General features: G+C 34.6%; 20 protein-coding genes. 9 read left to right on the top strand and 11 right to left on the bottom strand.

The window, feature by feature from the left end:
• Positions 1-20: 20 nt before the first annotated feature.
• The 5 genes from rfaC to ACGH6S_RS00080 form a co-directional block, all read right to left on the bottom strand.
• Complete coding sequence (rfaC, locus tag ACGH6S_RS00100; RefSeq protein ID WP_411578129.1) at positions 21-983, bottom strand: lipopolysaccharide heptosyltransferase RfaC; 963 nt, start codon at positions 981-983, stop codon at positions 21-23.
• Entirely contained in the window at positions 983-2,032 is a 1,050-nt protein-coding gene (rfaF, locus tag ACGH6S_RS00095) for an ADP-heptose--LPS heptosyltransferase RfaF (protein ID WP_411578128.1), read from the bottom strand. The genes rfaC and rfaF overlap by 1 nt, the downstream gene beginning before the upstream one ends.
• 15 nt (positions 2,033-2,047) lie before the next feature.
• A complete protein-coding gene (gene rfaD / locus ACGH6S_RS00090; RefSeq protein WP_085164186.1) occupies positions 2,048-2,974 on the bottom strand; it encodes an ADP-glyceromanno-heptose 6-epimerase in 927 nt (308 codons plus the stop codon).
• A 100-nt stretch (positions 2,975-3,074) separates the two neighbouring features.
• Entirely contained in the window at positions 3,075-3,854 is a 780-nt protein-coding gene (locus ACGH6S_RS00085) for a methyltransferase domain-containing protein (RefSeq protein ID WP_411578127.1), read from the bottom strand.
• Positions 3,855-3,857: 3 nt separating this feature from the next.
• A complete protein-coding gene (locus tag ACGH6S_RS00080; protein WP_411578126.1) occupies positions 3,858-4,589 on the bottom strand; it encodes a 1-acylglycerol-3-phosphate O-acyltransferase in 732 nt (243 codons plus the stop codon).
• 86 nt (positions 4,590-4,675) lie between these two features.
• On the opposite strand from ACGH6S_RS00080, the gene mnmD reads away from it, so the two are divergent.
• The gene (gene mnmD, locus ACGH6S_RS00075) at positions 4,676-5,383 is read left to right on the top strand and encodes a tRNA (5-methylaminomethyl-2-thiouridine)(34)-methyltransferase MnmD (RefSeq protein WP_411578125.1); all 708 of its coding nucleotides are present in this window, start codon (positions 4,676-4,678) and stop codon (positions 5,381-5,383) included.
• A gap of 173 nt (positions 5,384-5,556) precedes the next feature.
• Positions 5,557-6,486, top strand: coding sequence for a hypothetical protein (locus tag ACGH6S_RS00070; RefSeq protein WP_411578124.1), 930 nt, complete (start codon positions 5,557-5,559; stop codon positions 6,484-6,486).
• A 207-nt stretch (positions 6,487-6,693) separates the two neighbouring features.
• On the opposite strand, the gene ACGH6S_RS00065 is transcribed toward ACGH6S_RS00070, so the two are convergent.
• The 5 genes from ACGH6S_RS00065 to dapB form a co-directional block, all read right to left on the bottom strand.
• Positions 6,694-10,509 carry a translocation/assembly module TamB domain-containing protein gene (locus tag ACGH6S_RS00065; protein ID WP_411578123.1) on the bottom strand — a complete coding sequence of 1,272 codons (3,816 nt, stop codon included), beginning with the start codon at positions 10,507-10,509 and terminating at the stop codon, positions 6,694-6,696.
• Between the two features lies 1 nt (position 10,510).
• The gene (locus ACGH6S_RS00060) at positions 10,511-12,187 is read right to left on the bottom strand and encodes an autotransporter assembly complex protein TamA (protein ID WP_065589165.1); all 1,677 of its coding nucleotides are present in this window, start codon (positions 12,185-12,187) and stop codon (positions 10,511-10,513) included.
• A 56-nt stretch (positions 12,188-12,243) separates the two neighbouring features.
• The gene (hpt, locus tag ACGH6S_RS00055; protein WP_034909910.1) at positions 12,244-12,783 is read right to left on the bottom strand and encodes a hypoxanthine phosphoribosyltransferase; all 540 of its coding nucleotides are present in this window, start codon (positions 12,781-12,783) and stop codon (positions 12,244-12,246) included.
• A 132-nt stretch (positions 12,784-12,915) separates the two neighbouring features.
• Positions 12,916-13,413, bottom strand: coding sequence for a tRNA adenosine(34) deaminase TadA (gene tadA, locus ACGH6S_RS00050; protein ID WP_411578122.1), 498 nt, complete (start codon positions 13,411-13,413; stop codon positions 12,916-12,918).
• 7 nt (positions 13,414-13,420) lie between these two features.
• Positions 13,421-14,242, bottom strand: a complete 822-nt coding sequence (dapB, locus tag ACGH6S_RS00045) for a 4-hydroxy-tetrahydrodipicolinate reductase (RefSeq protein ID WP_411578121.1) — start codon at positions 14,240-14,242, stop codon at positions 13,421-13,423.
• 135 nt (positions 14,243-14,377) lie between these two features.
• Between dapB and ACGH6S_RS00040 the strand changes: the two genes are divergently transcribed.
• On the top strand, positions 14,378-15,574 hold the full coding sequence (locus tag ACGH6S_RS00040; protein WP_411578120.1) for an MFS transporter: 1,197 nt from the start codon (positions 14,378-14,380) through the stop codon (positions 15,572-15,574).
• Positions 15,575-15,616: 42 nt separating this feature from the next.
• On the opposite strand, the gene ACGH6S_RS00035 is transcribed toward ACGH6S_RS00040, so the two are convergent.
• Positions 15,617-16,228 carry an FKBP-type peptidyl-prolyl cis-trans isomerase gene (locus ACGH6S_RS00035; RefSeq protein ID WP_411578119.1) on the bottom strand — a complete coding sequence of 204 codons (612 nt, stop codon included), beginning with the start codon at positions 16,226-16,228 and terminating at the stop codon, positions 15,617-15,619.
• Between the two features lie 206 nt (positions 16,229-16,434).
• On the opposite strand from ACGH6S_RS00035, the gene bamE reads away from it, so the two are divergent.
• From bamE to ACGH6S_RS00005, 6 genes are all read left to right on the top strand, one after another.
• A complete protein-coding gene (bamE, locus tag ACGH6S_RS00030) occupies positions 16,435-16,851 on the top strand; it encodes an outer membrane protein assembly factor BamE (RefSeq protein WP_065574933.1) in 417 nt (138 codons plus the stop codon).
• A gap of 459 nt (positions 16,852-17,310) precedes the next feature.
• The gene (pyrG, locus tag ACGH6S_RS00025; RefSeq protein WP_296300697.1) at positions 17,311-18,942 is read left to right on the top strand and encodes a glutamine hydrolyzing CTP synthase; all 1,632 of its coding nucleotides are present in this window, start codon (positions 17,311-17,313) and stop codon (positions 18,940-18,942) included.
• A gap of 53 nt (positions 18,943-18,995) precedes the next feature.
• Entirely contained in the window at positions 18,996-20,297 is a 1,302-nt protein-coding gene (eno, locus tag ACGH6S_RS00020) for a phosphopyruvate hydratase (protein WP_065589160.1), read from the top strand.
• Positions 20,298-20,524: 227 nt separating this feature from the next.
• Complete coding sequence (locus tag ACGH6S_RS00015) at positions 20,525-21,469, top strand: VirK/YbjX family protein (protein WP_411578118.1); 945 nt, start codon at positions 20,525-20,527, stop codon at positions 21,467-21,469.
• 81 nt (positions 21,470-21,550) lie between these two features.
• Complete coding sequence (locus ACGH6S_RS00010; protein ID WP_065589158.1) at positions 21,551-22,465, top strand: lysine exporter LysO family protein; 915 nt, start codon at positions 21,551-21,553, stop codon at positions 22,463-22,465.
• Positions 22,466-22,506: 41 nt separating this feature from the next.
• Complete coding sequence (locus tag ACGH6S_RS00005; RefSeq protein ID WP_411578117.1) at positions 22,507-23,361, top strand: hypothetical protein; 855 nt, start codon at positions 22,507-22,509, stop codon at positions 23,359-23,361.
• Positions 23,362-23,887 lie beyond the last annotated feature (526 nt).

Genomic DNA, 23,887 nt, shown 5'->3' with positions numbered 1-23,887 from the left:
TTCATTTCTTTTTATTCCACTTATAAAAAGCTAACTAATTGTTTATAAACTTGTTCAGCTTGAATGGTTTGCATGCATTTTTCATCTGAGATAATACTAAATTGATTTTTTCCATAGCCACCAATCAATTTTGGATCGGTTTTGCCAAATAAAGTAATATTTGGACGATCCAATGCAGCAGTTAGATGACTTAAACCTGTATCTACCGAAACAACGGCTTTTGCTCCCGCAATAACGGTTGCTATATCGGAAAGTGAAAGCTTGGGAAGTACCTCTACGTGTTGGAATCCTTGTGCTAGACGAATTGCTCGTGCTTGCTCATGTGGTGCTCCCCAAGGTAATTTTATTTTTAACCCAGTAGGCTCAACTAATTTAATTAATTTCCGCCAGGCATCTTCGCTCCAGTGCTTTTCATCTCGTGTTGTTGCGTGTAAAAAAATTAGATATTGCTGATTATCGTTAGGTAATGAAGATAAAAAGTGACGCGCAATAGCATAATCACCCATTGAATCAGGTAATGTATATTGTAGGCTTTTTGCAAACAGCAATCTAATGCGCTCAATAGCATGCATTTGTTTAGGTACATTGTGTTTTACATCATAAAACCAACTAGCAATTGGTTCTTTGATACTTTTGCGATCCAAACCGTGTTTAATGCCCCGTGCTTTACGAGTAATAATAAACGCACTTTTAATGAGTCCTTGTGCATCAATAATCACATCATAACGTTGTCGTCTTAAGGTATTAATAAAATCATGGCGCTCTTGACGAATTGCTTTAGCGAACCAATTTTTTCGCCAGCGTCTTATTGCAACCGGTATCACTTGGTTTACAGCAAAGTGCCAGCTAGGTATTTGGGCAAAATTTTCTTCTACTACCCAATCAAAGGATATATTTGGTAAATTGTTAGCCGCATCAGTTAATGCCGGTAAAGAATGAAGTACATCCCCCATGGATGATGTTTTAACCACTAATACTCTCATTATTCTTTACTCTTTTTACAGCGCATGATGAGTTTCATCAAAGTTTCGAAAACAATATCGGGTTTAATATCGATCAGACTTTGATGGTGACCTTGTTCTGCATCGCCTTTACGGACGCGGTGATAACCGGTAATTAAACGGATAACTTCGGCTTTATCTGATAGTGGAGGGGTAAAATCTGGACTACTTGGCCCATAAAGAGCAACCAGTGGTCTGTCTAAAGCTGCTGCAACATGCATTAGTCCAGAGTCATTAGTCACAATAGCTTTACAAGCAGCAATTAGGCTAACAGCTTGTTCTAGTTGTGTTTGACCTGCTAGATTGATACATTTATCGCGATGTATCATTTTAGCAATAATTTGTTCTCCTACTTCGCGATCATTTTGGGACCCCAAAATAATAACTTTAGCGTGCTGTTTAACTAGCATATCAGCAAGTGCCGCGTAATGATAATCGGGCCAACGTTTTGCAGGACCAAATTCAGCACCAGGACAAAAGCCAATTAATGGTTCATCTTGTGTTATAGTAAAAGTTGAAAGAGCTTGGGTTATTTCATCTTGTTCGACATTGAGTTTTGGCCATAGTAGTGGTTGTGGTAAATCGGAAGCCGAATGAATCTGTCTATTAGGATAAGCAAGAGCAATATAGCGTTCAATCATCAACGGAAATGCTTGCTTATCAAGTTTACGAAGATCGTTTAATAAACCATAACGCATCTCGCCTTTCCAACCTGTACGTTTAGGAATTTTGGCAAAAAATGGAATCAGTGCTGATTTGAATGAATTAGGTAATACAATAGCATGATCATAATGGTTATCACGCAGTGATTTACCTATTTTATGACGTTTTTTTAACGCAAACTCACCATGGCCTAATGGCATTGCAATTGCTTGATTCACTTCTGGCATTTTATTTAATAACGCTCGACACCAAGCCGGTGCTAAAACATCAATTTCGTTATTAGAATCAAGTTGTTTTAATGTACGATACAGGCTTTGCGACATCATCATATCGCCAACCCATGAAGGACCAATAATGAGTGTTTTCATTTAATCAATTCCATCTTATTGTTCATTGAGCCATTTCATATATTCAGCAGTTCCTTCTGCAACATTCTTAAATTCAATTGGGCATTTAGTTTTTCTAAATTTAGTCAGATCTGCTTGGGTATAGCTTTGATACCGTCCTTTTAGATGTTCAGGAAAGGGGATATAATCAATTTCATCTTTCTTATGGTAAGTAAGAACCGCATCAGCGACAGCTTGGAACGACTCTGCTCGACCCGTTCCACAGTTATAAATTCCTGATATTTTATTTTTCCAGAACCATAAATTGACCGCAACGACATCACCAACATAAATAAAGTCACGTTTAAAGTTTTCACTACCTGCAAAGAGTTTTGGTTTTTCACCTTTATTAATTTGTTCATTTAAGTGAAATGCGACACTTGCCATGCTACCTTTATGTGATTCACGTGGTCCATATACATTAAAATAACGGAATCCACAAATTGGCGAATTAGCTTGAGGTAGTAATTGTCTCACATATTGGTCAAATAAGAATTTAGAATATCCATATACGTTTAATGGTTTTTCGTAAGTGCGATCTTCAATAAAGTTATCACTGCGCCCACCATAAGTAGCGGCTGATGAAGCATATAAAAATGGAATATTGAAATCGAGACAGTAATGCAACAAGTCTTTAGAATAGTCATAGTTATTTTCCATCATAAACTTGCCATCCCATTCTGTGGTTGACGAACAGGCACCTTGATGAAAAACAACATCAATATTAAGATCGTCATGACTAATAATAGCTGCGATAAACTCATCTTTGTCCATATAATCGGCAATATCTAGATCAGCTAGATTAGAAAACTTGGTGCCGTCAGTTAGATCATCAACCACCAAAATATCTTTGTGCCCCAGGTCATTCAAACCTTTAACAATATTACTACCAATAAACCCTGCGCCGCCTGTTACAACAATCATGATCATTTTCCTTAATCAATAAAACTAATCTGCTTATAATAGCGATTTATGATAAATTTTTCGAGTGCTCATTTAAAAAAGCATGGGCAAGACGAGTTTTTTATGAATTCACTTTATTTTTTGCAGTAACTAAAATATATCTTGCTAAATTAAGATAAGGTTCAGTTTGGCAGTATTTTTGTTCCAGTTCTAATAGTTGTTCAAAATGAGTTTCTGCTTTGGATTTATTGATTAGATAGTCATGAAAAATACGAATCCCTGTTTTTTGCAAAATATCAAAATCAAGTTGTGTAAGCCAGTGATATACGTCTGTTGGAACTCTTGGATAATCGGGAGAAAGTGTCTTTTTCTTACGCTTAGCTAACCCTGATTTTGTGTAACCAAAATTGCCTAATGTGACCGTTTTAAACAAAAGCGCATGATAGTTATAAAACATTAACGATAAAAAACCATCAAATTTAAGGTGTTGTTTTAATGATTTTATTAATTCAATTGGTTCAGCAACCCACTCTAATACAGCATGACAAATGACTAAATCAAACTGTTTGTTTATTAAGTTATCAAGCTGCTGAATAGGGCAACAAAGACAATCTATATTTATCTTTTCGGATTGAGCTTTTTGTTTTGCCAGTTCTAGCATTTGTTCAGAGATATCGCAAAGCGTTACTTGATGCCCAAGTTTGGCTAGCCGACAGGCGATCTGACCTTGCCCTCCACCTGCATCTAGAATATTTAATGATTTATTGTGTGGATAGGTAGCTAAAACTTTTTCTAGTTCTTGCCATACTACCGCTTCGCGAATTTGACCTTTGGTTGTGCCATAAATATTTTGTGCAAATTTATTGCTGATATCATCAAAATTACGATCTTGTTTATTCATGACTTATTTTTGATTGTTTAGTTGTTCTGCTTCAGCATTTATTTGCTCTATTTTAGTTGCCATTTGGCTATAGCACTGTTCCATTAAGGCTCTAGCATCCTCTTTGCCTAGATTTTTGGTTTCGATAGGTTCTAACATTTCAACAATGATATGTCCATTATTTAGGCGGTTTAATTTAATATCATTGGTTTGCGATACACAGATTGGCACAATTGGTACTCCAGCAGCAATGGCAGCTTTAAATGCACCTGTTTTAAACGGTAATAATCCCCGTCCACGGCTACGAGTACCTTCAGGAAACATCCAAATAGATATGCCACGCTTTTTAATTTCATTAACAACTTGTCCGATTGTGTCGTGAGCTTTTGATTTATTATTACGGTCAATAAGAATGTTACCTGTAAGATAATAAAGTTGCCCAAAAAAAGGAATCCAAGCCAGACTTTTTTTACCTACTGTTACCGTTTTAGGTTGCACAACATCACCAGCCACAACTATATCATAGTTATCTTGATGATTCGCAATATAGATACAGCTACCTATTATATTGATATTAGGAGGCGTACGAGTATCAACTTTTACTCCCAATATAGGTTTGAATAGAAAGCTAAATAAATGAGCAAATCTTGCTACATTTTTGGGATTTCTTGGATTAAATAGGCAAAAAATGACGCCTAAAACACAAACGATAATACCAATTATAACACCACTAATTAAGCGAAAAAGAAATAGCATAATTTACCTCATAAGTTAATTTACGTATTATATACTTAATCTAAGCTAATATACAGTTCGTTAACGGCTTCTTCTAAAGGGTGATTATGTATAAACCAACTATAACTTGGGACGAAAATCAAACTCCTGTCTCTACCTATTTCGATGATGTTTATTTTAATACTGAAGGCGCAATTGAGGAAACCAGATATGTATTTGTTGAAGGTAATGATTTACGTCAGCGTTTTTTGAATCACAAGCAAGATACATTTATAGTTGGCGAAACAGGCTTTGGTTCAGGGCTAAATTTTTTGATTTTATGGGAAACATTTTTACATTTTAGAAGTCAATACCCGAATCATAGACTTAAACATCTTGCATTTTTTAGTGTTGAAAAGTACCCGTTATCGTTAAATGAATTAATAAAGATTCATAATAGTGTGCTTTTTAAAAATAAAACATTACTTTCATTATCAAAACGACTTCAGGCTTTTTTAATTGATTCTACTTTCCAGTTTGACGATGTTAGTTTAAAGATATGTAATGATGATATTAGCAATTTTTCAGATTTTTTAACAAAGCAAAATGTTTTGATTGATGCTTGGTTTTTTGATGGGTTTTCACCAGCTAAGAATCCAGATATGTGGTCAGAACGTTTATTTAAAAATTGTTTTAGCCTGACAGCATCTGGTGGTAGTTTTGCTACTTTTACTGCAGCAGGATTTGTTCGTCGTCATTTAATTAATGCAGGATTTATCGTTCAAAAACGAAAAGGCTTTGGTTCAAAACGTGAAATGTTAGTTGGCTATAAGTGAGTATGTATATTTGTTACAGTCTTTTTGCAAATTAGATAAACAACATGAGTAATTTCCACTATTAAGTAATTTTCTAGAAATGATAAGGTAATTCATATAAAATTATTAAACAATAATAATTTATTATTTATACTATATTTATGAAAATAAAAGTAAGTTAAATAGGAGAATAGATGAAAGCCTTAAAAAACGTTTTACTTATATTAACCACCGCTATGGTTTTAACTGGTTGTGAAGAAAAAAACGAAGAATATTATTTAAACAATATAGACTCAGCAAATAAAAAAGTAGAGCAATGTAATCAGGATCTAAAAAAGGCATTTATGGCAAGTGATAAAGGCGGTATCGAAAAGGTAGAAAAAGATCCTGAATGTCGTGCTGCAATGTCTGCAATTAAAAAAGACAAAAAGATAAAATATGAATTAGAAAACAAACGGAAAGCAGACGAAAGAAAACAAGCAGTAGATTCTGAAATGAGTGCTATTAAAAAACAAATTTCTGGTATGTCGTGGGGCGAATCAGTTAATGAATATTTAAAGGTAGATGAATGTAAAAGTAGTTTTTCATTTAATAAAAGCCCGAAATGTGAAGCTTGGGAAACGATTTATAAAGAAAAAGTAGATGAAGGTAAAAAAGAGTTAAAACAACTATCTTTTAATGAAATTAAAGCAAAAATGCAGTCTTTATGTAAATTAGATAAAAGAACTGGCTCTAATTGTAGTGTTGCCGAAAAAGCGTTAGAGGAAAAGGCGGCTGATGAATTAGCTAATGCTGATATTCAAACCATTGAATCAAAAAAATCACTATACTGTGCAGATGATCTAGTTTTTTTACCAGTTTGTAGTATTAGTTGGGAAAAAGCATGGAAAAGAGAAAATGATAAGTACATTAAATTCTATACAGAAAATAATGCGGAATTTATTACTACATATAACTCATGCATAGATAAATTAGAAGCAGTTAAATCTCAAAAATTAGACTGGAACAAAGAAAGTAAATTACAAAAAGCAATAAAAGAAGGATACCCTTGTAGTCAGGTAAAGGATGCTTACACGAAAAGGGGAATGGGATATTCTTGGTTTGATAAAAAAATTGAAGAATAACCTAATAGTAGCTCCATGTCAGACAGGAACAAATTATGTAATATCAAACAAAAACGAATGTTGATAGCACTTTTTTACCGTTGAAATGGCTAACCTATATGCAGCTTAGTTAAAACGTCAGTTAGCACGTTTTAGGCTAGGCTGTTAGCCTTTTACCCTATTGAGATTCTGCATAAGATAATGGGCATAGAGTCCTTTGGGGTAATGTTAAAAATCGAATTGATAAATCAGATCCAATGTTTGAGCTAAACTTGATGTTGCATCTAAATAGAGACTAGGCATTAGGCGATAACGTAAAGTAAAAGTGGCCAATGAATCAAATATACCTACACCATATTTAAGTTGTAAATTAGGTAATATGTAGCCACTAACCACAACTTTAGAGTTATTACCGGCACCTTGCGTATCAAGTGTTAGATTTTTAATACCAAATACATTACCAATATCGCCAATATATTTACCTGTTTTCGCTGTGCCAATACCAACCAGCAAAGCTGTCATCATATCGCTATCGCTTTGTTCTGTACTATCGAGTCCTTGTCCTCGGATTAAGTAGGAGAGTGCTTCTTGCTGTGACATGGCGGGATCTGAAAATACTTCAATTTTTGGCGATTCAGAAGATCCTGTAACACGGATTCCAGCCATAATATTACTATTTTCCATTGCTTCTGGATTACGAATTGCTTCTATATCGAGTGTAGCTTGATCAGCCGATCCTGAAAAAGTAATGATGCCTTTATGAATAATTAAATCTTGCCCATAAGCATGGAATCGACCTGTTGGAATCAAAACTTCACCATGCAAATCAAGTCCTTTATTGGTTTGTGCCGCAATTAAACTACCCTTAAGCGAAGCCTTTAGTCCAAAAGCATCGACAATAACGTTATCACCAATATCAATTTCAAGATGACTATTGATCTTAATGCCAAATTCCTGAGGCCTAATAGGTTTCCGATTTATATCGAGCATTACTTCATCTGGTGAGACATCAACACTTGATGCTGGTAGTGATTCAACTGTTATTTTTCCTTTTGGAATGCTAACTTTACCTAATAACGTTAATTCATCTTGTGTTACATTGATTTTAATATCTGGAACAATTGACATAACAATCATTGGTGGCACAGTAACTTCCATGGCAGCGCCATTAACAGCTAGCGAGGCTTGCCATTTATCTATAGTATTCCAGCTGGCATTACCATTAATATTAACATTGCCAGCTTGAGTTGTTAAAACACCTTTTAATGTGGATGATTTACCATTGAAATTGAGGTCAAATTTAGCTGATTTAATATCAATTGGTAATTGGCTAGATTTGATTTCGCTATTTTGTAAGTTAATATTTCCTGTTAGCAATGGCTCATTTAATGAGCCAGAAAATTTAACGTTACCATTAATAGCCCCTTTAGCATAGTCTTTGCTATCTAATAATGGGTTAATAATTGCTAAAGCTAAGTGATCGATACTTAATTGACCACTTAATTTTTTTTGTTCAATTGGATCAGTAATAACAAGATTACCGTTTATTTTTCCTAATTTATTCAGACCAAATTTCCAATCCAATTTAGCCTGTTGTTCATTAAATTCAGCATCTATTTTGAAAACATCAAAAGGCAATAGTAACGATTGGGAGGTAACCATTTGTTGAATATAAACATCATAACTTGTTAAATTTGCTTTTATTAATGGTATTGTATTGTCATTATTAAATTGAATAGTTATTTTTCCATTTACATTACCAGTAAGTTTGGTTTCACCGTCATTTGGTATTGGTAGCCTAGATAGATTAATGTTTTTTAAGGTGATACTTGTATCGGTATTTTTAGCTAACAAAAATTGCTTATCAAGGCAAATGCTTGACTTTCCATTAATCCAGCAATGAGCATTAATTGCTGGGATTTGATTATTAACATCATAAGATAAGTCAACAGATTTAGCTAATTGCCAACTGTTATTTTTGTTTAAATTGAGTAGCGCACCTGAAATGGTTCCGTTCCACTTTGTGCGTTCTTTATCAAGTTTTCCTGTTAACGATGTTTTTAGTGATGCAGGTTCACCATCAATATTAACGGTTAATATATGTTGGCTTTCACTACCAGATAGATCAACATTTAGTTTTTTTATGGTTTGATTTGAAAGTTCTATTGATTGTCCTGTGAGTTTAATGTTGCCACTGATCTGTTCTTTATACTCAACTTTACCTATAAGATTAGCTTTGGCTATTTTGATGGTGTTAAAAGATAGCGAGTTAATAGCTAAACTAGTATCTATAATTGCATTATCATGTGTGCGATTAAGTTTTATATTACCCACAATTGAACCTTGCATATCATCAACTATTAACGATAATGATTCGAGATTTAATTTCGCCAGTAAATTGCCTTTTTCTGCTGAACCATTTAAATCGATCTGATTTTTACCCCAATTGATTGCAAAATTATTAGCAGTGGCTAAGTTTTCAGAATCAACATATACGTTACCAAATGCTAAAAAATTAGCATGATTAATATTACCTTTTAGTTGTAGATTGGAAAAATCAAACGCCCATTTATCTTTGTCTAGTACGCCTGTAGTTTTAAATTGACCATTTAATCGAATCGGATAGTTAGGTAGTTCTTTGTACATATCAACATTATTTAGTTTTATGTTGATATCCCATTGTAATGCTTGTGGCCAACTTATATTTCCATCTATATTAATTTCACCTTGAGGTAATTTAATGATGCCATGATCAATGCTTGCCTCTTGATTAGTTCCTTTGCCAGCAATATCAAACGAAGTATTAATTAATTCTTTCCCTTGAATAATACCTTTGGCCGACATTTGAAACTGCTGTACATTACCATTTATTGATGTGGAAAAATCATTTAATTGATATTGTGCTTGTCCTTCAATTGGCCATTGAATATGCTTACCTTCAATTTGAGTGATTATAGGTAAGTATTTTTCAATAAAATTGATGTGTCCACTCATCACCATTTGATTCGAACCATCAAGGTTTATATTGGTTAATAACTCACCAAGCAATTTACCAGAAAACTGTGCTTCCAATCGGTTTTGTTCAGTATCTGCTTTTATTAAAGCTAATATAGGCCAGTCATCGTGTAATGTGATTTCGCCTGAAAGTGAAACATGTCCGCTAGCATAGGGAGTTATAGCATCTGTATCTAATTGTTTTATAATAATACGGCTATTAACAATATTGGTTTGAATTGTAACGTTATCAAATAGGTAATCATGCCCCCCCATATGTAATAGCCAGTTTGTCCCTCTTAAACTAGTTACATTAATATCTAATGGAATATTAACTTGAGGCAATGATTCAATCAGTGGTTGATTAAAAAGTTGGGCGATTTTTTCATTAAGTGCGATATCTGTATCGGATGTTTTTACTGGTACATTTGCTGCTTTATTATCTGTAAAAATAGCATTCAACCCTGTAGCAACAGCAGGATAAACATGAATCTGATTATTAACCCATGTGGCTTTACCCGTGAAGTCAGACATTCCAAATTGCATATCATCAACAGTGACTTTTACATTAGTAAGGTGTGTGCTGTTAAGCTCTATAGGTAATGGAGTTTTGAGAACAAAATGTTGCTCTGCGGTGGTAGTATCAATAGTAGTTTCACTTGGTGAACTTTCGATTTCTTTAGTGTTAATTGAAACATTTACACCATTGGCATTGAATTGATTGATGCAGACTTCAGTCTTTAATAAACAAAGTCCTGTGAGTGAAAATGAAGCATCATTAACTTGAACATTAATACCCGGTAATTCAAGCGAAAGTCCTTGTATATGCAAATCATGAAAGGTGCCTTCAACTTGAGTTATTTTTAACTCAGGTAGAAATTTATTTAAAACATAGGTGGTTAGTTTTACACCAAGACTGGTGTATATAAACAAAATAACAAAAACAATTAGAAAGGCGATAACAGATAAAATGGCGATGCTTCGCTTTTTCCATTTACGTATCCGCTTTAATTTTTTTACTTTTTTAATTCTAGCTGAATATTTAGTCATATTATAATTCGCTTCCTAGGCCAATGTATAGGTGAATTGAACCTGTATCTTTGTTAAGTGGTGTTGCTAAATCGACCTTTATTGGCCCAACCGGAGAAGCCCAACGAATGCCAAAACCAGTTCCTGTATAAAATTTAGTTTTATCAACTTTATCTATAGCTTCACCTGTATCTACAAATGCAGCTCCCCACCATGATCCAGATAAATTATATTGATATTCAAGTGAACCAGTGATGAGTTTAGAAGCTCCTTTTAATTTACCTTTTTTATCCTTAGGCGAAATAGACTGATAACTGTAACCTCGAATACTGCGTTCACCACCAGCAAAAAATCTAAATGATGGTGGAACACGGTCAAAATTGCTCGCTTGTATAATGCCAAAATTGCCACGAGCTATAAATCGATGCGATTTTTTTAAGGAGCGAATCCAAGTTTGTTGTGCTTGAAATCGCACTAGATTAATATCTGAACCTAATACTTCTCCAGCTGATTCAACAGAATAACGTTGTGAATCGCCCCACATTGCTAATAAATTACCATCAGAACGGATTCTTGATATGCTAAGCGATGGGTAATACAAGAATGTTTTAAAACTTGAATCACCTTGGGTAAAGTCATCATTTAACACATTTAACCCTAATGCAGTTTGCCATCCATAAAAATTATCCCAATTACGTAAAGCCCCGAACGTATAAGAACGTGAGTAGGTATCATTATTATCTATCTTTTTATAACCACCTTGGATAGTGTAATATTGCTCTAAAGGTGATTTTTTTAAAGGGATTTTGTAACTCATGGTCACCAATTGTTCTGGCGAAGATAGTGATAAGTTACTTTGAAAACTTTGCCCTCGACTATTGATCCAAGGTTTATTCCAACCAATCTTACCATGCACGCCGTTATCTGTTGAAAAGCCCAACCCTAAGTCCATATTATTTTTTTTTCGGGGTGAGGTTTCTACATCAATGGGAAGAACTCTATCTTCGGTTAGATGAGGAAAATCTGGGACAACAACCACTGAATTAAACCAGTTTGTAGAAGTAAGGCGTCTATTTAATAATGATAATTGTTCAGCTGTATATTCCTCACCGTCTTTAAATGGCACAATATTAGCTAAATAGTCATCACGAATTTTGGCATTATGAAAAGTAACTTTACCAAATCGATATCGCCTACCTGTTGTATAATCAATATTCCAAAAGGCTTGATGATCAGACATAGATACAGCTAATTGATGTTTAGGCATATTGGCATCAAAGTAACCTTTTTTTAGTGATAAATTTTGCAGGCTTTTCTTAAATGATTCATAAATACCATGATTTAACACATCGCCAATTTTTGGTAAGTTGTTTTTAAGTAAATATTGAAAATCAGGATCTTGTTTCCCCTCACCAGTAATATTAATATTAAGCTGCTCAACTAATACGGGTTCGCCAGGTGAAACGTTAACAACAAGAACTTTTGGGTTTTGTGCGTTATATTCAAAGCTAGGAGAGTAGTAACCCAATGCACGTAATGCTTTTTTTGTTTCGCTTTCAAAATAACGCTTAAAATTTGGAGTATCACTAACTTTGTCAGGTGTAATTAATGAAGTTCGTGCCTCAACATTATCTGCAAGATCGCCTTTTAATCCCTTAATGGATAACTTCATGTCAGCATAACTTGTCGTAGCTGTCATAACTAAAAGTAAACCTAATGAACAGGAGAATCGAGACACATATACCTCGTATAATATTAAGATTCAAGTAAAGTTACATGACCGATAAAAGGTAAGTGACGGTAGTGCTGAGCATAGTCAATACCATAACCCACAACAAATTCATCAGGAATTGAAAATCCGATATATTTAACTGGAACGTTTACTTCACGACGAGAGGGTTTGTCTAATAGCGTACAAATTTCAATACTGCGTGGATGGCGCAATTCTAAAATAGCCATGACTTTGCTAAGAGTATTACCTGTATCTATAATATCTTCGATAATTAATACATCTTTATCACGGATATCTTCATCTAAGTCTTTTAAGATTTTAACGTCACGGTTACTAATAACAGCATTACCATAGCTTGATGCTGTCATAAAATCAACCTCGTGCCCGACAGTAATTGCTCGACTCAAATCGGCCATAAAAATAAAAGAGCCACGTAAAAGTCCAACTAAAATAAGTTCATTTTGGCTATTTTTATAGTCTTGACTTATTTGTTGGCCTAGCTCAATTACACGTTTTTGGATATCATCAGTAGATATCATCATTTCTAATGTGTGTTTTTTCATTAATAATGCTCAAATTAAATTTTTAAAAAATTAAATGAGATTCTAGCAATTTTCCTATATAAAAAGAATAAGCGACCCCATTTTTTATTAAACTAACATAGTAACAGATTTTCGTATTTTATACTCAAACACCTAGTTACCTGAAACTTTTTGACAACAATTTTTAGTCACTTTTTTTTGTAAACGCCGTTTTTTAAAAAAATCACTCAAAATAGTACTACATTCGTTAGCTAGTACTCCACCTGTCACTTCTGCATAATGGTTGATGCCTTGCTGAGCAAGAATATCAATAAAAGAACCTGCTGCACCAGTTTTGTAATCTTTTGCACCATATACTACGCGTTTAATACGACTATGTATAATGGCTCCAGCACACATAATGCAAGGCTCAAGAGTGGTATACAGAGTTGTATTAATCAATCGATAGTTATTCAAATATTTACCTGCTTGTTCAATAGCCATCATTTCAGCATGCGCAGTGGGATTATGCTTACTAATGGGTTGATTAAAACCTTCACCAATAATTTGATTATTTTCATCAACAATCACCGCGCCGACTGGGATTTCTCCAAGCAACTCGGCGCGTTTAGCAAGCACTAGTGCATGTTGCATCCAAATTTCATCTGACATTTTCAAATTACAAATTATTGAGATTTAGAACATCACGCATGTCGTATAAACCAACTGGCTGTTTGGCAAGCCAGAGCGAGGCTCGAACAGCACCATTAGCAAATGTCATGCGGCTAGATGCTTTATGACTAATTTCAACGCGCTCGCCAATATCGGCAAAGATAGCGGTATGTTCTCCTACTATGTCACCTGCTCGGATAGTTGCAAAGCCAATAGCGCCTTGTGGTCTTTCCCCTGTATGACCTTCACGACAGTAAACTGCACGATCTTTTAAGTTGCAATCAAGTGCATCTGCAATTGCTTCACCCATAGCTAATGCTGTACCAGACGGCGCATCAACCTTGTGACGGTGATGAGCTTCAATAATTTCGATATCAGTATAACCGCCCATAATTTTGGTGGCTTTTTCCAACAATTTTAGCACTAAGTTAACACCGACACTGAAGTTTGCGGCAAAGACAATGGCAATGTTTTTAGCTGCATCAGCAATAGCTTGTTTACCTGCATCATCAAAACCAGTTGTGCCAATGATTATCATTTTTTTATTTTCAACACAAAAAGCTAAGTGGGCGAGTGTACCTTCAGGTCGCGTAAAATCGATCAATACGTCAAATTGATCTTTAGCTTGTTCTAGATTATCGGTGACTTTAATGCCACAAATACCGATCCCTGCAAGCTCACCTGCATCACTACCAATTAGTGAGGAGCCTGCTCGTTCAAATGCTGCTCCTAAGGTAACCCCTTTGATTTGCGAAACAGCTTGGATAAGTTGCCGTCCCATTTTGCCACCAGCGCCTGCGATCGCGATACGAACCATATTTGTTGACATATAACTTTCCTTAACTTTTTGTGAATATAGATAAATAAATATTATAGCGGAAAATAAATAACTTATACACATCGACTAAACTTAAATGCTAGAATTTTTGAACCGTTTTCTATAAAAAATAATCAGGAGTTTATTATGCGATCTCCGTGGTATTTTGGTTGGAATATTGTTATTGCGGCCTTCTTTCTAACTTTACTTTCTAGTGGATTAAGAATGAGTATGGGGGTTTTTTTTCTGCCCATTGCAAATGATCTGAATTTTAGTCGTAGCGTACTTTCTGGAATCATTGCTATAGGTATGCTTTTCTCTGGAATTGCTATGCCAATATCGGGATATTTAGTCGGTAAATATGGTACTCGTTTTGTCCTAATATTAGGTTCCATCATTATTATTATTTCTACTGTTTGGTCAGCTAACTCAACTGATTATTGGAACTTTTTTCTATCTTTTGGTGTTGCGTTATCTTTTGGTACTTCCTTTGTTGGTTCTGTCAGTTTTACGCCCATTGTGGCACGTTGGTTTATCAAGCGTAGAGGGTTGGCTTTATTTATTTTATCAACAGGAAGTATGGCAGGTATTGCTGTAATGTTACCTGTTTTTGCTTTCTTTATTCCTATTTATGGATGGAAAACAACGCTAATTTCGTTTGCTGTGATTTTTATGATTATCGCTTTGCCTATTGCTTTGTTTATTATGAAAGATAATCAATCGGAGATCGAAGTCTCTGGTATAGAGCCTGTTATCAATCAAAAAATAGAGCCTAGTATCAAACTTATAGATGTGTTAAAAACACGTCCATTTTGGCAACTGAGTTTTGGGCTTTTTACCTGTGGCTTCAGTATGAATTTATTAGGAACACATGGAGTCCCAATGCTTATCGATCATGGATTTGATCCTATCACTAGCTCTAATGGTATTGGTTTGATTGGTTTAGTCGCTATTTTTAGTACCTTAGTTTTGGGTTATTTATCTGATATAGTGCAACGAAAAAACATTTTAATGATGGTCTATTTAATACGAGGTTTAGGTTTTATTGCTCTTGTTTTAGCATCAACTAAATGGCAGCTTTTTACTATTGCAGCAGTGGGTGGTTTGGTTTGGGCTGGTGCGTTGTCGATGTCTGGAGCCATTACCGCAGATATTTATGGTGTAAAAATTGTGGGACTACTTTCAGGATTAACCTATTTGGGACATCAAATTGGTGCGATGATTGGTTCATGGTTAGGTGGATGGGCTTATGATCATTTACACACTCATTTAGTTGCGTTTGGTACAGCGAGTATTTTATTGTTACTGGCGGCATTTAGTGCTTATCATCTTCCTAAACGATAATAGTTCAAAACAAATGGACGCCAAGTAGCGTCCATTCTTAGCTTATAAAACTTTTAATAATTCAACATCAAAAATTAATGCGCTGTATGGTGGAATTGATGCGCCAGCACCTTGAGCACCATAAGCTAATTCTTGAGGAATATATAAACGCCATTTTGAACCTTCTGGCATAAGTTGTAACGCTTCAACCCAGCCTTTAATCACACCATTGACTGGAAATTCAGCAGGTTGTCCACGTTCAACAGAACTATCAAATACTGTACCATCAATTAGTTGCCCTGTATAATGAACTTGCACGCGATCGGTTGCTTTCGGTAAATCGCCATCGCCTTGTTTGATGATTTCATACTGTAAACCAGATTCAGTTGATTTAATGCCATCTTTTTTGATATTTTTTGCTAGAAAATCTTTACCTGCTTGAGCAATTTTTTCTGCTTGTTTGGCCTTCTCTTTGGTTGCTTGTTCATGCACATGGCGTAATGCTTCATGTAATTCTTGTAAAGGTAGAGCAGGTTGATTACCCGATAATACATCTTCCATTGCTAGTTTTAATGCGTTGAGTTCTAAATTATTTAAGCCAGATTCTTTTAGTTGTTGTCCTATTTGCAAACCGATAGCATAACTTGCTTTTTGATCTATAGTTTCTAGTTTCATTTTGTACCTTTGATGTTTAATAATAGTGTCTATTATGACAGTATTAAGTTGGTTGATACAAGAATAAAAGTCAAGTGATAATTTATGTTAGGACCTACTGATATCAGAATCATTATCTAACTGTAGAAGAATTTATTAATTTGGCTAGCACTTATGAAAAATATCAGCGATAATATATATCATTATTTTTTTATGGATAAAGTTAGATGCTGTTTCGTAAGTTTACCTCTTTTACAATTGTAGCGAGTGTTTTATTAACTGGTTGTTCGGTTGTTGATCGTTGGGTATATCGACCTGATATTAACCAAGGTAATTATGTAACACCAGATGCTATAGACCTATTACAAGTTGGTCAAAATAAAGAACAGGTTGTATTTATTATGGGGTCACCAATGTTAACTTCTGTCTTTGGTGATCGTGTTTGGTATTATGTTTTCCGTCAACAACCGCAGCATGGCGCGGTTAGTCAAAGAACCTATGTTGTCTATTTTGATGAAATGGGTATTGTAAAGGATATCAAAACTTCAGAGCTAGCAGGTTCTAAATCATTAGAAGAAATGAATAAACAAGGTATATCAGATCCAATTGATACAAAATCTGATGATGATACTCCTGAATCTTAATTAAAATATAAAATAAAAGCCTCTTTAAAAAATGAGGTTTTTATTTTGGTTTAGCTACGGCTATTGATCTTTTGTATTAACTATAAGCTTATTTATACATTTTTAGCTACATCATACAACTGCCAATGTGACCATACTAATATAAATTCTCGACAACTTATTGTTACGATTGCTATACCTAAATAATGTTTTATCTTATTTGTTGATGAGGATCATTATACTCATCTTAAATATTTAGAATTTGCTACTGTAGATTTACAATCAGGTTATTTTAATCATGAGTTGTAAATAACTCGGTATTTTCCTGCAACTTATCAGTTAAAATTAATTATTCAATTGTGGGACAAGGCAGATTCTGTTATACTGCATTCCCGTCTGATTCTTATTTGTTATATTGGTTTTTATGCTTTAAAAATCGATACAACATTGTTCTTATAAATTAATAATGGTCTGGTATTAATGGTCACGAATTATATTTTTGTTACAGGCGGTGTCGTTTCTTCCCTTGGTAAAGGCATTGCCGCAGCATCACTTGCTGCAATCTTAGAAGCCCGCAATTTAAATGTCACCATGCTCAAACTTGATCCCTATATTAATGTCGATCCGGGCACAATGAGTCCTATTCAACATGGTGAAGTGTTTGTGACTGAAGATGGTGCAGAAACCGATCTTGATTTAGGTCATTATGAACGTTTTATTCGCACTAAAATGACGCGAAAAAATAACTTCACTACAGGGCGCATTTATTCTGATGTGTTACGAAAAGAACGACGTGGTGATTATTTAGGGGCTACAGTTCAAGTTATTCCTCATATCACTAATGCAATTAAATCACGTGTAATTGATGGCGCAAAGGGGTTTGATGTCGCAATTGTTGAAATTGGTGGTACTGTTGGTGATATTGAATCACTTCCGTTTTTAGAAGCGATTCGTCAATTAGCGGTTGATGTTGGTCGTGAACACACATTATTTATGCACTTAACCTTAGTACCTTATTTGGCCTCTGCAGGTGAAGTCAAAACCAAACCTACGCAACATTCAGTAAAAGAGTTGCTATCAATTGGTATTCAACCCGATGTGTTAATTTGCCGTTCCGATCGCATTATTCCTGCTCATGAACGAGCTAAAATTGCACTATTTTGTAACGTGCCTGAACGTGCAGTGATTTCACTTAAAGATGTCGATTCTATTTATAAAATTCCGGCATTATTAAAATCACAAAACTTAGATACTTTTGTTTGTAAACGTTTCAATCTTGATTGTAAAGAGGCCGATCTTTCTCAATGGGAACAAGTCATTTATGAAGAAGCGAACCCAGTTGGTGAAGTGACTATTGGTATGGTGGGTAAATATATTGCTTTACCAGATGCCTATAAATCAGTGAATGAAGCATTAAAACACGGTGGATTAAAAAATCGTTTAACAGTGAATATCCGTTATATTGATTCAGAAGATCTTGAGTCACGTGGTACTGATTTACTAGAAGGTTTAGATGCTATCTTAATTCCTGGTGGATTTGGTTATCGTGGTGTTGAAGGCAAAATTATGGCCGCTCGCTATGCACGTGAAAACAAGATCCCGTACTTAGGTATTTGCCTTGGTTTACAAGTGGCTATGATCGAATATGCGCGTAATGTTGCGGGTATTAAAGATGCTAACTCAACCGAATTTGTTAAAGATTGTGCAAACCCAATCATTGCTTTAATCACAGAATGGAGCGATGAATCGGGCAATGTAGTACAGCGTAACGAAAACAGTGATTTAGGCGGCACAATGCGTTTAGGTTCACAAATTTGCCATTTAGAGCCAAATTCATTAGTATACGATATGTATAAAAACGAATCTATTACCGAGCGTCATCGACATCGTTATGAAGTAAATAATAATTTATTACCTGAAGTGGTTAAAGCTGGGTTAAAGGTCACCGGTCTTTCAACGGATAGAAAGTTGGTTGAGATTATCGAAATCCCAGAACATCCATGGTTTGTTGCGTGTCAGTTCCATCCAGAATTTACATCAACACCACGAGATGGACATCCACTATTTAGTAGTTTTATAAAAGCTGCCAAAGCTTATCAAGAGCAGCAATAAAAATAGTTTTAAATTAACATTTGTAATATATCTGTCATATAGAGGAAAATAACATGGCAAAAATCGTTAAAGTACATGGTCGTGAAGTGATCGACTCTCGTGGTAATCCAACAGTTGAAGCCGAAGTTCATTTAGAAGGTGGTTTTGTTGGTCTTGCAATCGTGCCATCTGGTGCGTCAACTGGCTCACGTGAAGCGTTAGAACTTCGTGATGGTGACAAATCTCGCTTTTTAGGTAAAGGCGTATTAAAAGCGGTTGAAAACGTTAACGGCCCAATTGCTAAAGCTGTAGTGGGTAAAGATGCGTTAGATCAAGCCGCTGTCGACCAAGCTATGCTTGACTTAGATGGAACTGATTTTAAATCTAATTTAGGTGCTAACTCAATTCTTGCTGTATCTTTAGCAACGGCTAAAGCAGCTGCAGCAGCTAAAGGTGTTCCTCTTTATCAGCACATAGCTGATCTTAACGGCACTCCAGGTCAATATTCAATGCCATTACCAATGATGAACATCATCAACGGTGGTGAGCACGCTGATAACAACATTGATTTACAAGAATTCATGATCCAACCAGTTGGTGCTAAAACAGTTCGTGAAGCAATCCGCATGGGTTCTGAAGTATTCCACAACTTAGCAAAAGTATTACACGCTAAAGGTATGAATACTGCAGTTGGTGATGAAGGTGGTTTTGCTCCTAATTTAGGTTCAAATGCTGAAGCATTGGCATGTATTAAAGAAGCGGTAGAAAAAGCAGGTTATGTTTTAGGTAAAGACATCACGTTAGCGATGGACTGTGCGGCTTCTGAATTCTATAACAAAGAAACTGGTAAGTATGTATTGAAAGGTGAAGGTAACAAAGAATTCACTGCTCAAGAATTTACTCATTACTTAGAAGGTTTAACTAATGAATATCCAATCGTATCAATCGAAGACGGTTTAGATGAAAGCGATTGGGAAGGTTGGGCTTACCAAACTAAAGCATTAGGTCACAAAATCCAATTGGTGGGTGATGATCTATTTGTAACTAATACTAAAATCTTTAAACAAGGTATTGAAAAAGGTATCGCTAACTCTATCTTAGTTAAAGTAAACCAAATCGGTACATTAACTGAGTCTATCGCTGCGGTTAAAATGGCAAAAGATGCGGGTTATACTGCAGTTATTTCTCACCGTAGTGGTGAAACTGAAGATTCAACAATTGCTGATTTAGCAGTAGGTTTAGCGGCTGGTCAAATTAAAACTGGTTCAATGAGCCGTTCGGACCGTGTTGCTAAATACAACCAATTAATCCGTATTGAAGAAGCTTTAGGTTCAAAAGCACCATTCAACGGTTTAAAAGAAGTTAAAGGTCAATAATTCTTTTTGATAAAAGACGTTATTGCTTAAAAAACGGTGACTAGTTCACCGTTTTTTATTTTCAAATAATTTAAACCTACTTAATGTAGGAATAGTTGCACCGATTAAGGTTGTGTTGTACTCTTAACATTTGATTTTTTTAAGGCTTATTAATAATCAAATATGTATTGATTAATTTAGTGTTCCTATAATAGATAAAATAACTAACTCAATTTAAAGTTCTACTTATGAATAATATTACGAATATGTCTCAGCCAAAAAGTAAATGGCAACTTTTTAACTGGCTTTATACTGGTAAATTACCATTAAACGAATTATGGCTTAATCCGACTTATCGTTATAAGTTTTTTTTTAGAACCTTGTTTTTAAGTCCAATCACCTTAAAATGGCTTGATAAACTAAGGCAGTACCCATTACTCGGCGATTATTTTTCGTGCCAAACAAATTTGCCATGCAAATTACAGCGTCCTTATTTAGCTTCTTGCTTGAGTCAAAAAGCCCGTTATGACGCTTTGGCGTATCACTATGATTTTTTAGCTAAACAACCTGACAGCGTAAGCAAGGCTTTTTATAATCCGCAATTGCCTTTTGTATTGGCGGATGTAACAGTTAAAAATGAACAAAACATTCAAATAGCAGTGCAAGCCCGTAATAAATTTGCAAGAGAAGGCGAAATCAGCCTTTATTTTTATGATAGTGATGGCATCGACTTAGCCACTTTAACATTTTCAATCGTAGAATATCAAGGTAAGCCAACGCTATTTATTGCAGGATTACAAGGCACAGGACATAATGATGCGCGTACTCGTGTACAAAAAGCGACTAAAGCCTGCTATGGGTTATTCCCTAAACGTGTTGTAGTTGAAGCTGTATTAACTGTTGCTCGTTATTATCAGTTAACTCAAATTGTTGCTGTGGGCAATAAAACACATATATATAACAATTGGCGCTATAATAGCCGCCAAGAGCGCATTTTATCTGATTATGACGATTTTTGGTTAACTCTTGATAGCAAACAAGATGCCAATGGTTTATTTATATTACCAAACCAAATTAATCGAAAATCCATTGAAGAAATCGCCAGTAAAAAACGTTCAGAATATCGAAATCGTTATGCTTTATTGGATCAGCTTCAACTTAATATTGAGCAAAAATTAGCATCATTGACTTAATGATTAGCAGTAACATGTTTAAAACATAGGTTTGATCCAATTATTTAAAAATAAAAATCAGGAATAGTTAAGGAATAAAATATGTATTTTGGTATTCTTATTGCGTTAGTGCCATTGTTTATTGGTTATTTAATTAAGATTAAAAATGATAATTTGATGACCAAGATTAACCAAACATTGAGTTGGATGGTTTACCTTATTTTATTCATTATGGGATCTGAACTTGCACATTTAGATAACTTAACTACAAATTTACAAATGATTTTATGTTATACCGGTGTTCTTTTTATTTGTACATTTGGGGGTAATTTTGTTGTTTTAATTATTTTTGATTATTTTCTTTCTACCAAGGCATATAAAACAGATCAAACTTACGAATCACGTTTTAAAATGATTTTTGAGTCATTGCGTGTTTGTATTGCATTAATTGTTGGGTTTATTTGCGGATTATTTCCATTATTTATTTGGCAATATTCAGAAAGTACCACGCAAGTTGTATTGGTTTTTTTATTGTTTTTAGTCGGTATTCAATTGCGCAGTAATAATATTTCAATTAAGCACATTCTGCTCAATAAAATAGGCATAATTACAACGCTAGTAGTTACGATAAGTGCATTTTTGGGGGGCATTGTTGCGTCATTTGTTTTAGATTTGCCCGCACGAGTTGGTCTTGCTATGTCATCGGGTTTTGGTTGGTATTCGTTATCGGGTATTTTAATGACAGAAGCCCATGGTCCAGTTATTGGTAGTGCTACGTTTTTAAATGATATTCTGCGTGAATTATGCGCAATTATCTTAATCCCAACACTAATTAAACGCTACCAATTAACCACATTAGGTCTGTGTGGTGCAACATCAATGGATTTTACACTCCCCATGCTGCAAAAAGGTGGTGGGATAGCCATAGTGCCTGCGGCTATTGCGCAAGGTTTTTTATTGACACTTATAATGCCGATATTTATTACGTTATTTAACTATGGAGGGTTTGGGTTTTAGCTTAAAAAAAGCAAAGCCTACTTAAACGGAGTAAAAAGGTAATGGGAAAGTATAGTTTATTAAAAGGTAAAGTAAGACGTTTAAAAATATTGAAAGTAGATCAAGAAAAGGATCACAATAAAAAAACCGAAGACTGTGGTTTTATTGAGTCAATTTTGGGGCTATTTATTATCGAGATGATTGGTGGATTTATTCTAATAACCGCAGCTATATGTAAGTTTGTTTATGAATTCATGCTTAGTTTATTTACTTTTGGGTTACTACAAACCAAGCTATTAAAAGGCACACCATTTGTTTGTTATATCGGTAATGTCAAAGTCAAAGGTAGGCTAGAAAATGTCGCTTTTAAAAATGGTGATTACGTCGAAATGGTCGTCAAACAAATTGATAAGAACAAATATCAAGCTTATGCCGTCCGATTTCCTAAATATCATGCTTTATTTTTCCCTAAAGGAGTTGGTCTTTCGACATTGCAATTGCTGAAATATTGTATGATTGGTGTTGGATCGATAATATTATGTACCGATGGTTTTATTTTCATTAGCGTATTATTCAATTATGAGTGGGATTCTTTAGAAGTGATAGAAATTACCAAAACAAGCTGTATTGGCTTTGTTGCTTTTGTGTTCTTTTTTTTCTTCGTTTTTGGTGGGAGGTTAACTTTTATTTGTAACCGCATTTATGCCACTTTAGGTTATCCCAAACCATGGTTACACAACAGTTGGTATGAAGAATTCTTGTTTTTCAAAATGAATCGTCGTCGGGATCCTGAGCTATTTAATGATCCTCAAACGCCAGAATTTCAAAAAATTAGAAATAAAGATATACAGCCTTCAGCTAATTATTACTGTCGAACACCTATTATACCAAGTTGGGTAAATATTATGGATGAATGATAATTTATAAATTTGATGAACTAAATCTGACTGCAGATTTAGTGAAATTTTAATTCATATAATGGTGGGCGCACACGTTTGAAGAAGTCTTAATTACCAAACGGTATAGAATCCTGAATATTTTTTACAAAAATATAATCTAAATTAGGTAAATGCTCATATTGAGTACTCAATTCACAAAAAATTATGCTGTTTGTTTCATGTTTTATATACAATGGTAGTCATGCTATTTAGACTCAAGAGATCGAGATCATTTAGTATTATATATGGTTTGATGGCTAACTATAAAATATCTAGTCAAATCAGTGATGATTATTTTCTATGATATATGCGCAATATTGCTTGTTGTTGATAAGGTGTTAATTTTGTTTTTATGTCTATTGATTACAGTATTTTCTCAAATTACTATAAACAACGTGAGTAATTCCTACAGTTATGAGTTTTTATACGCTTAACAAAACTTTACAAAAAAGTAGATGAAAAATAAAGTTTTTATTCTAAAATAGAGTAGCATAGTTATATACTA

This window comes from Gilliamella sp. BG3 (assembly GCF_046635605.1).
Taxonomy (GTDB): Bacteria; Pseudomonadota; Gammaproteobacteria; order Enterobacterales; family Orbaceae; genus Gilliamella; species Gilliamella bombi.
The sequence above is the reverse complement of the archived record's forward strand: the minus strand, read 5'-3'. Positions and strand labels throughout refer to the sequence as shown.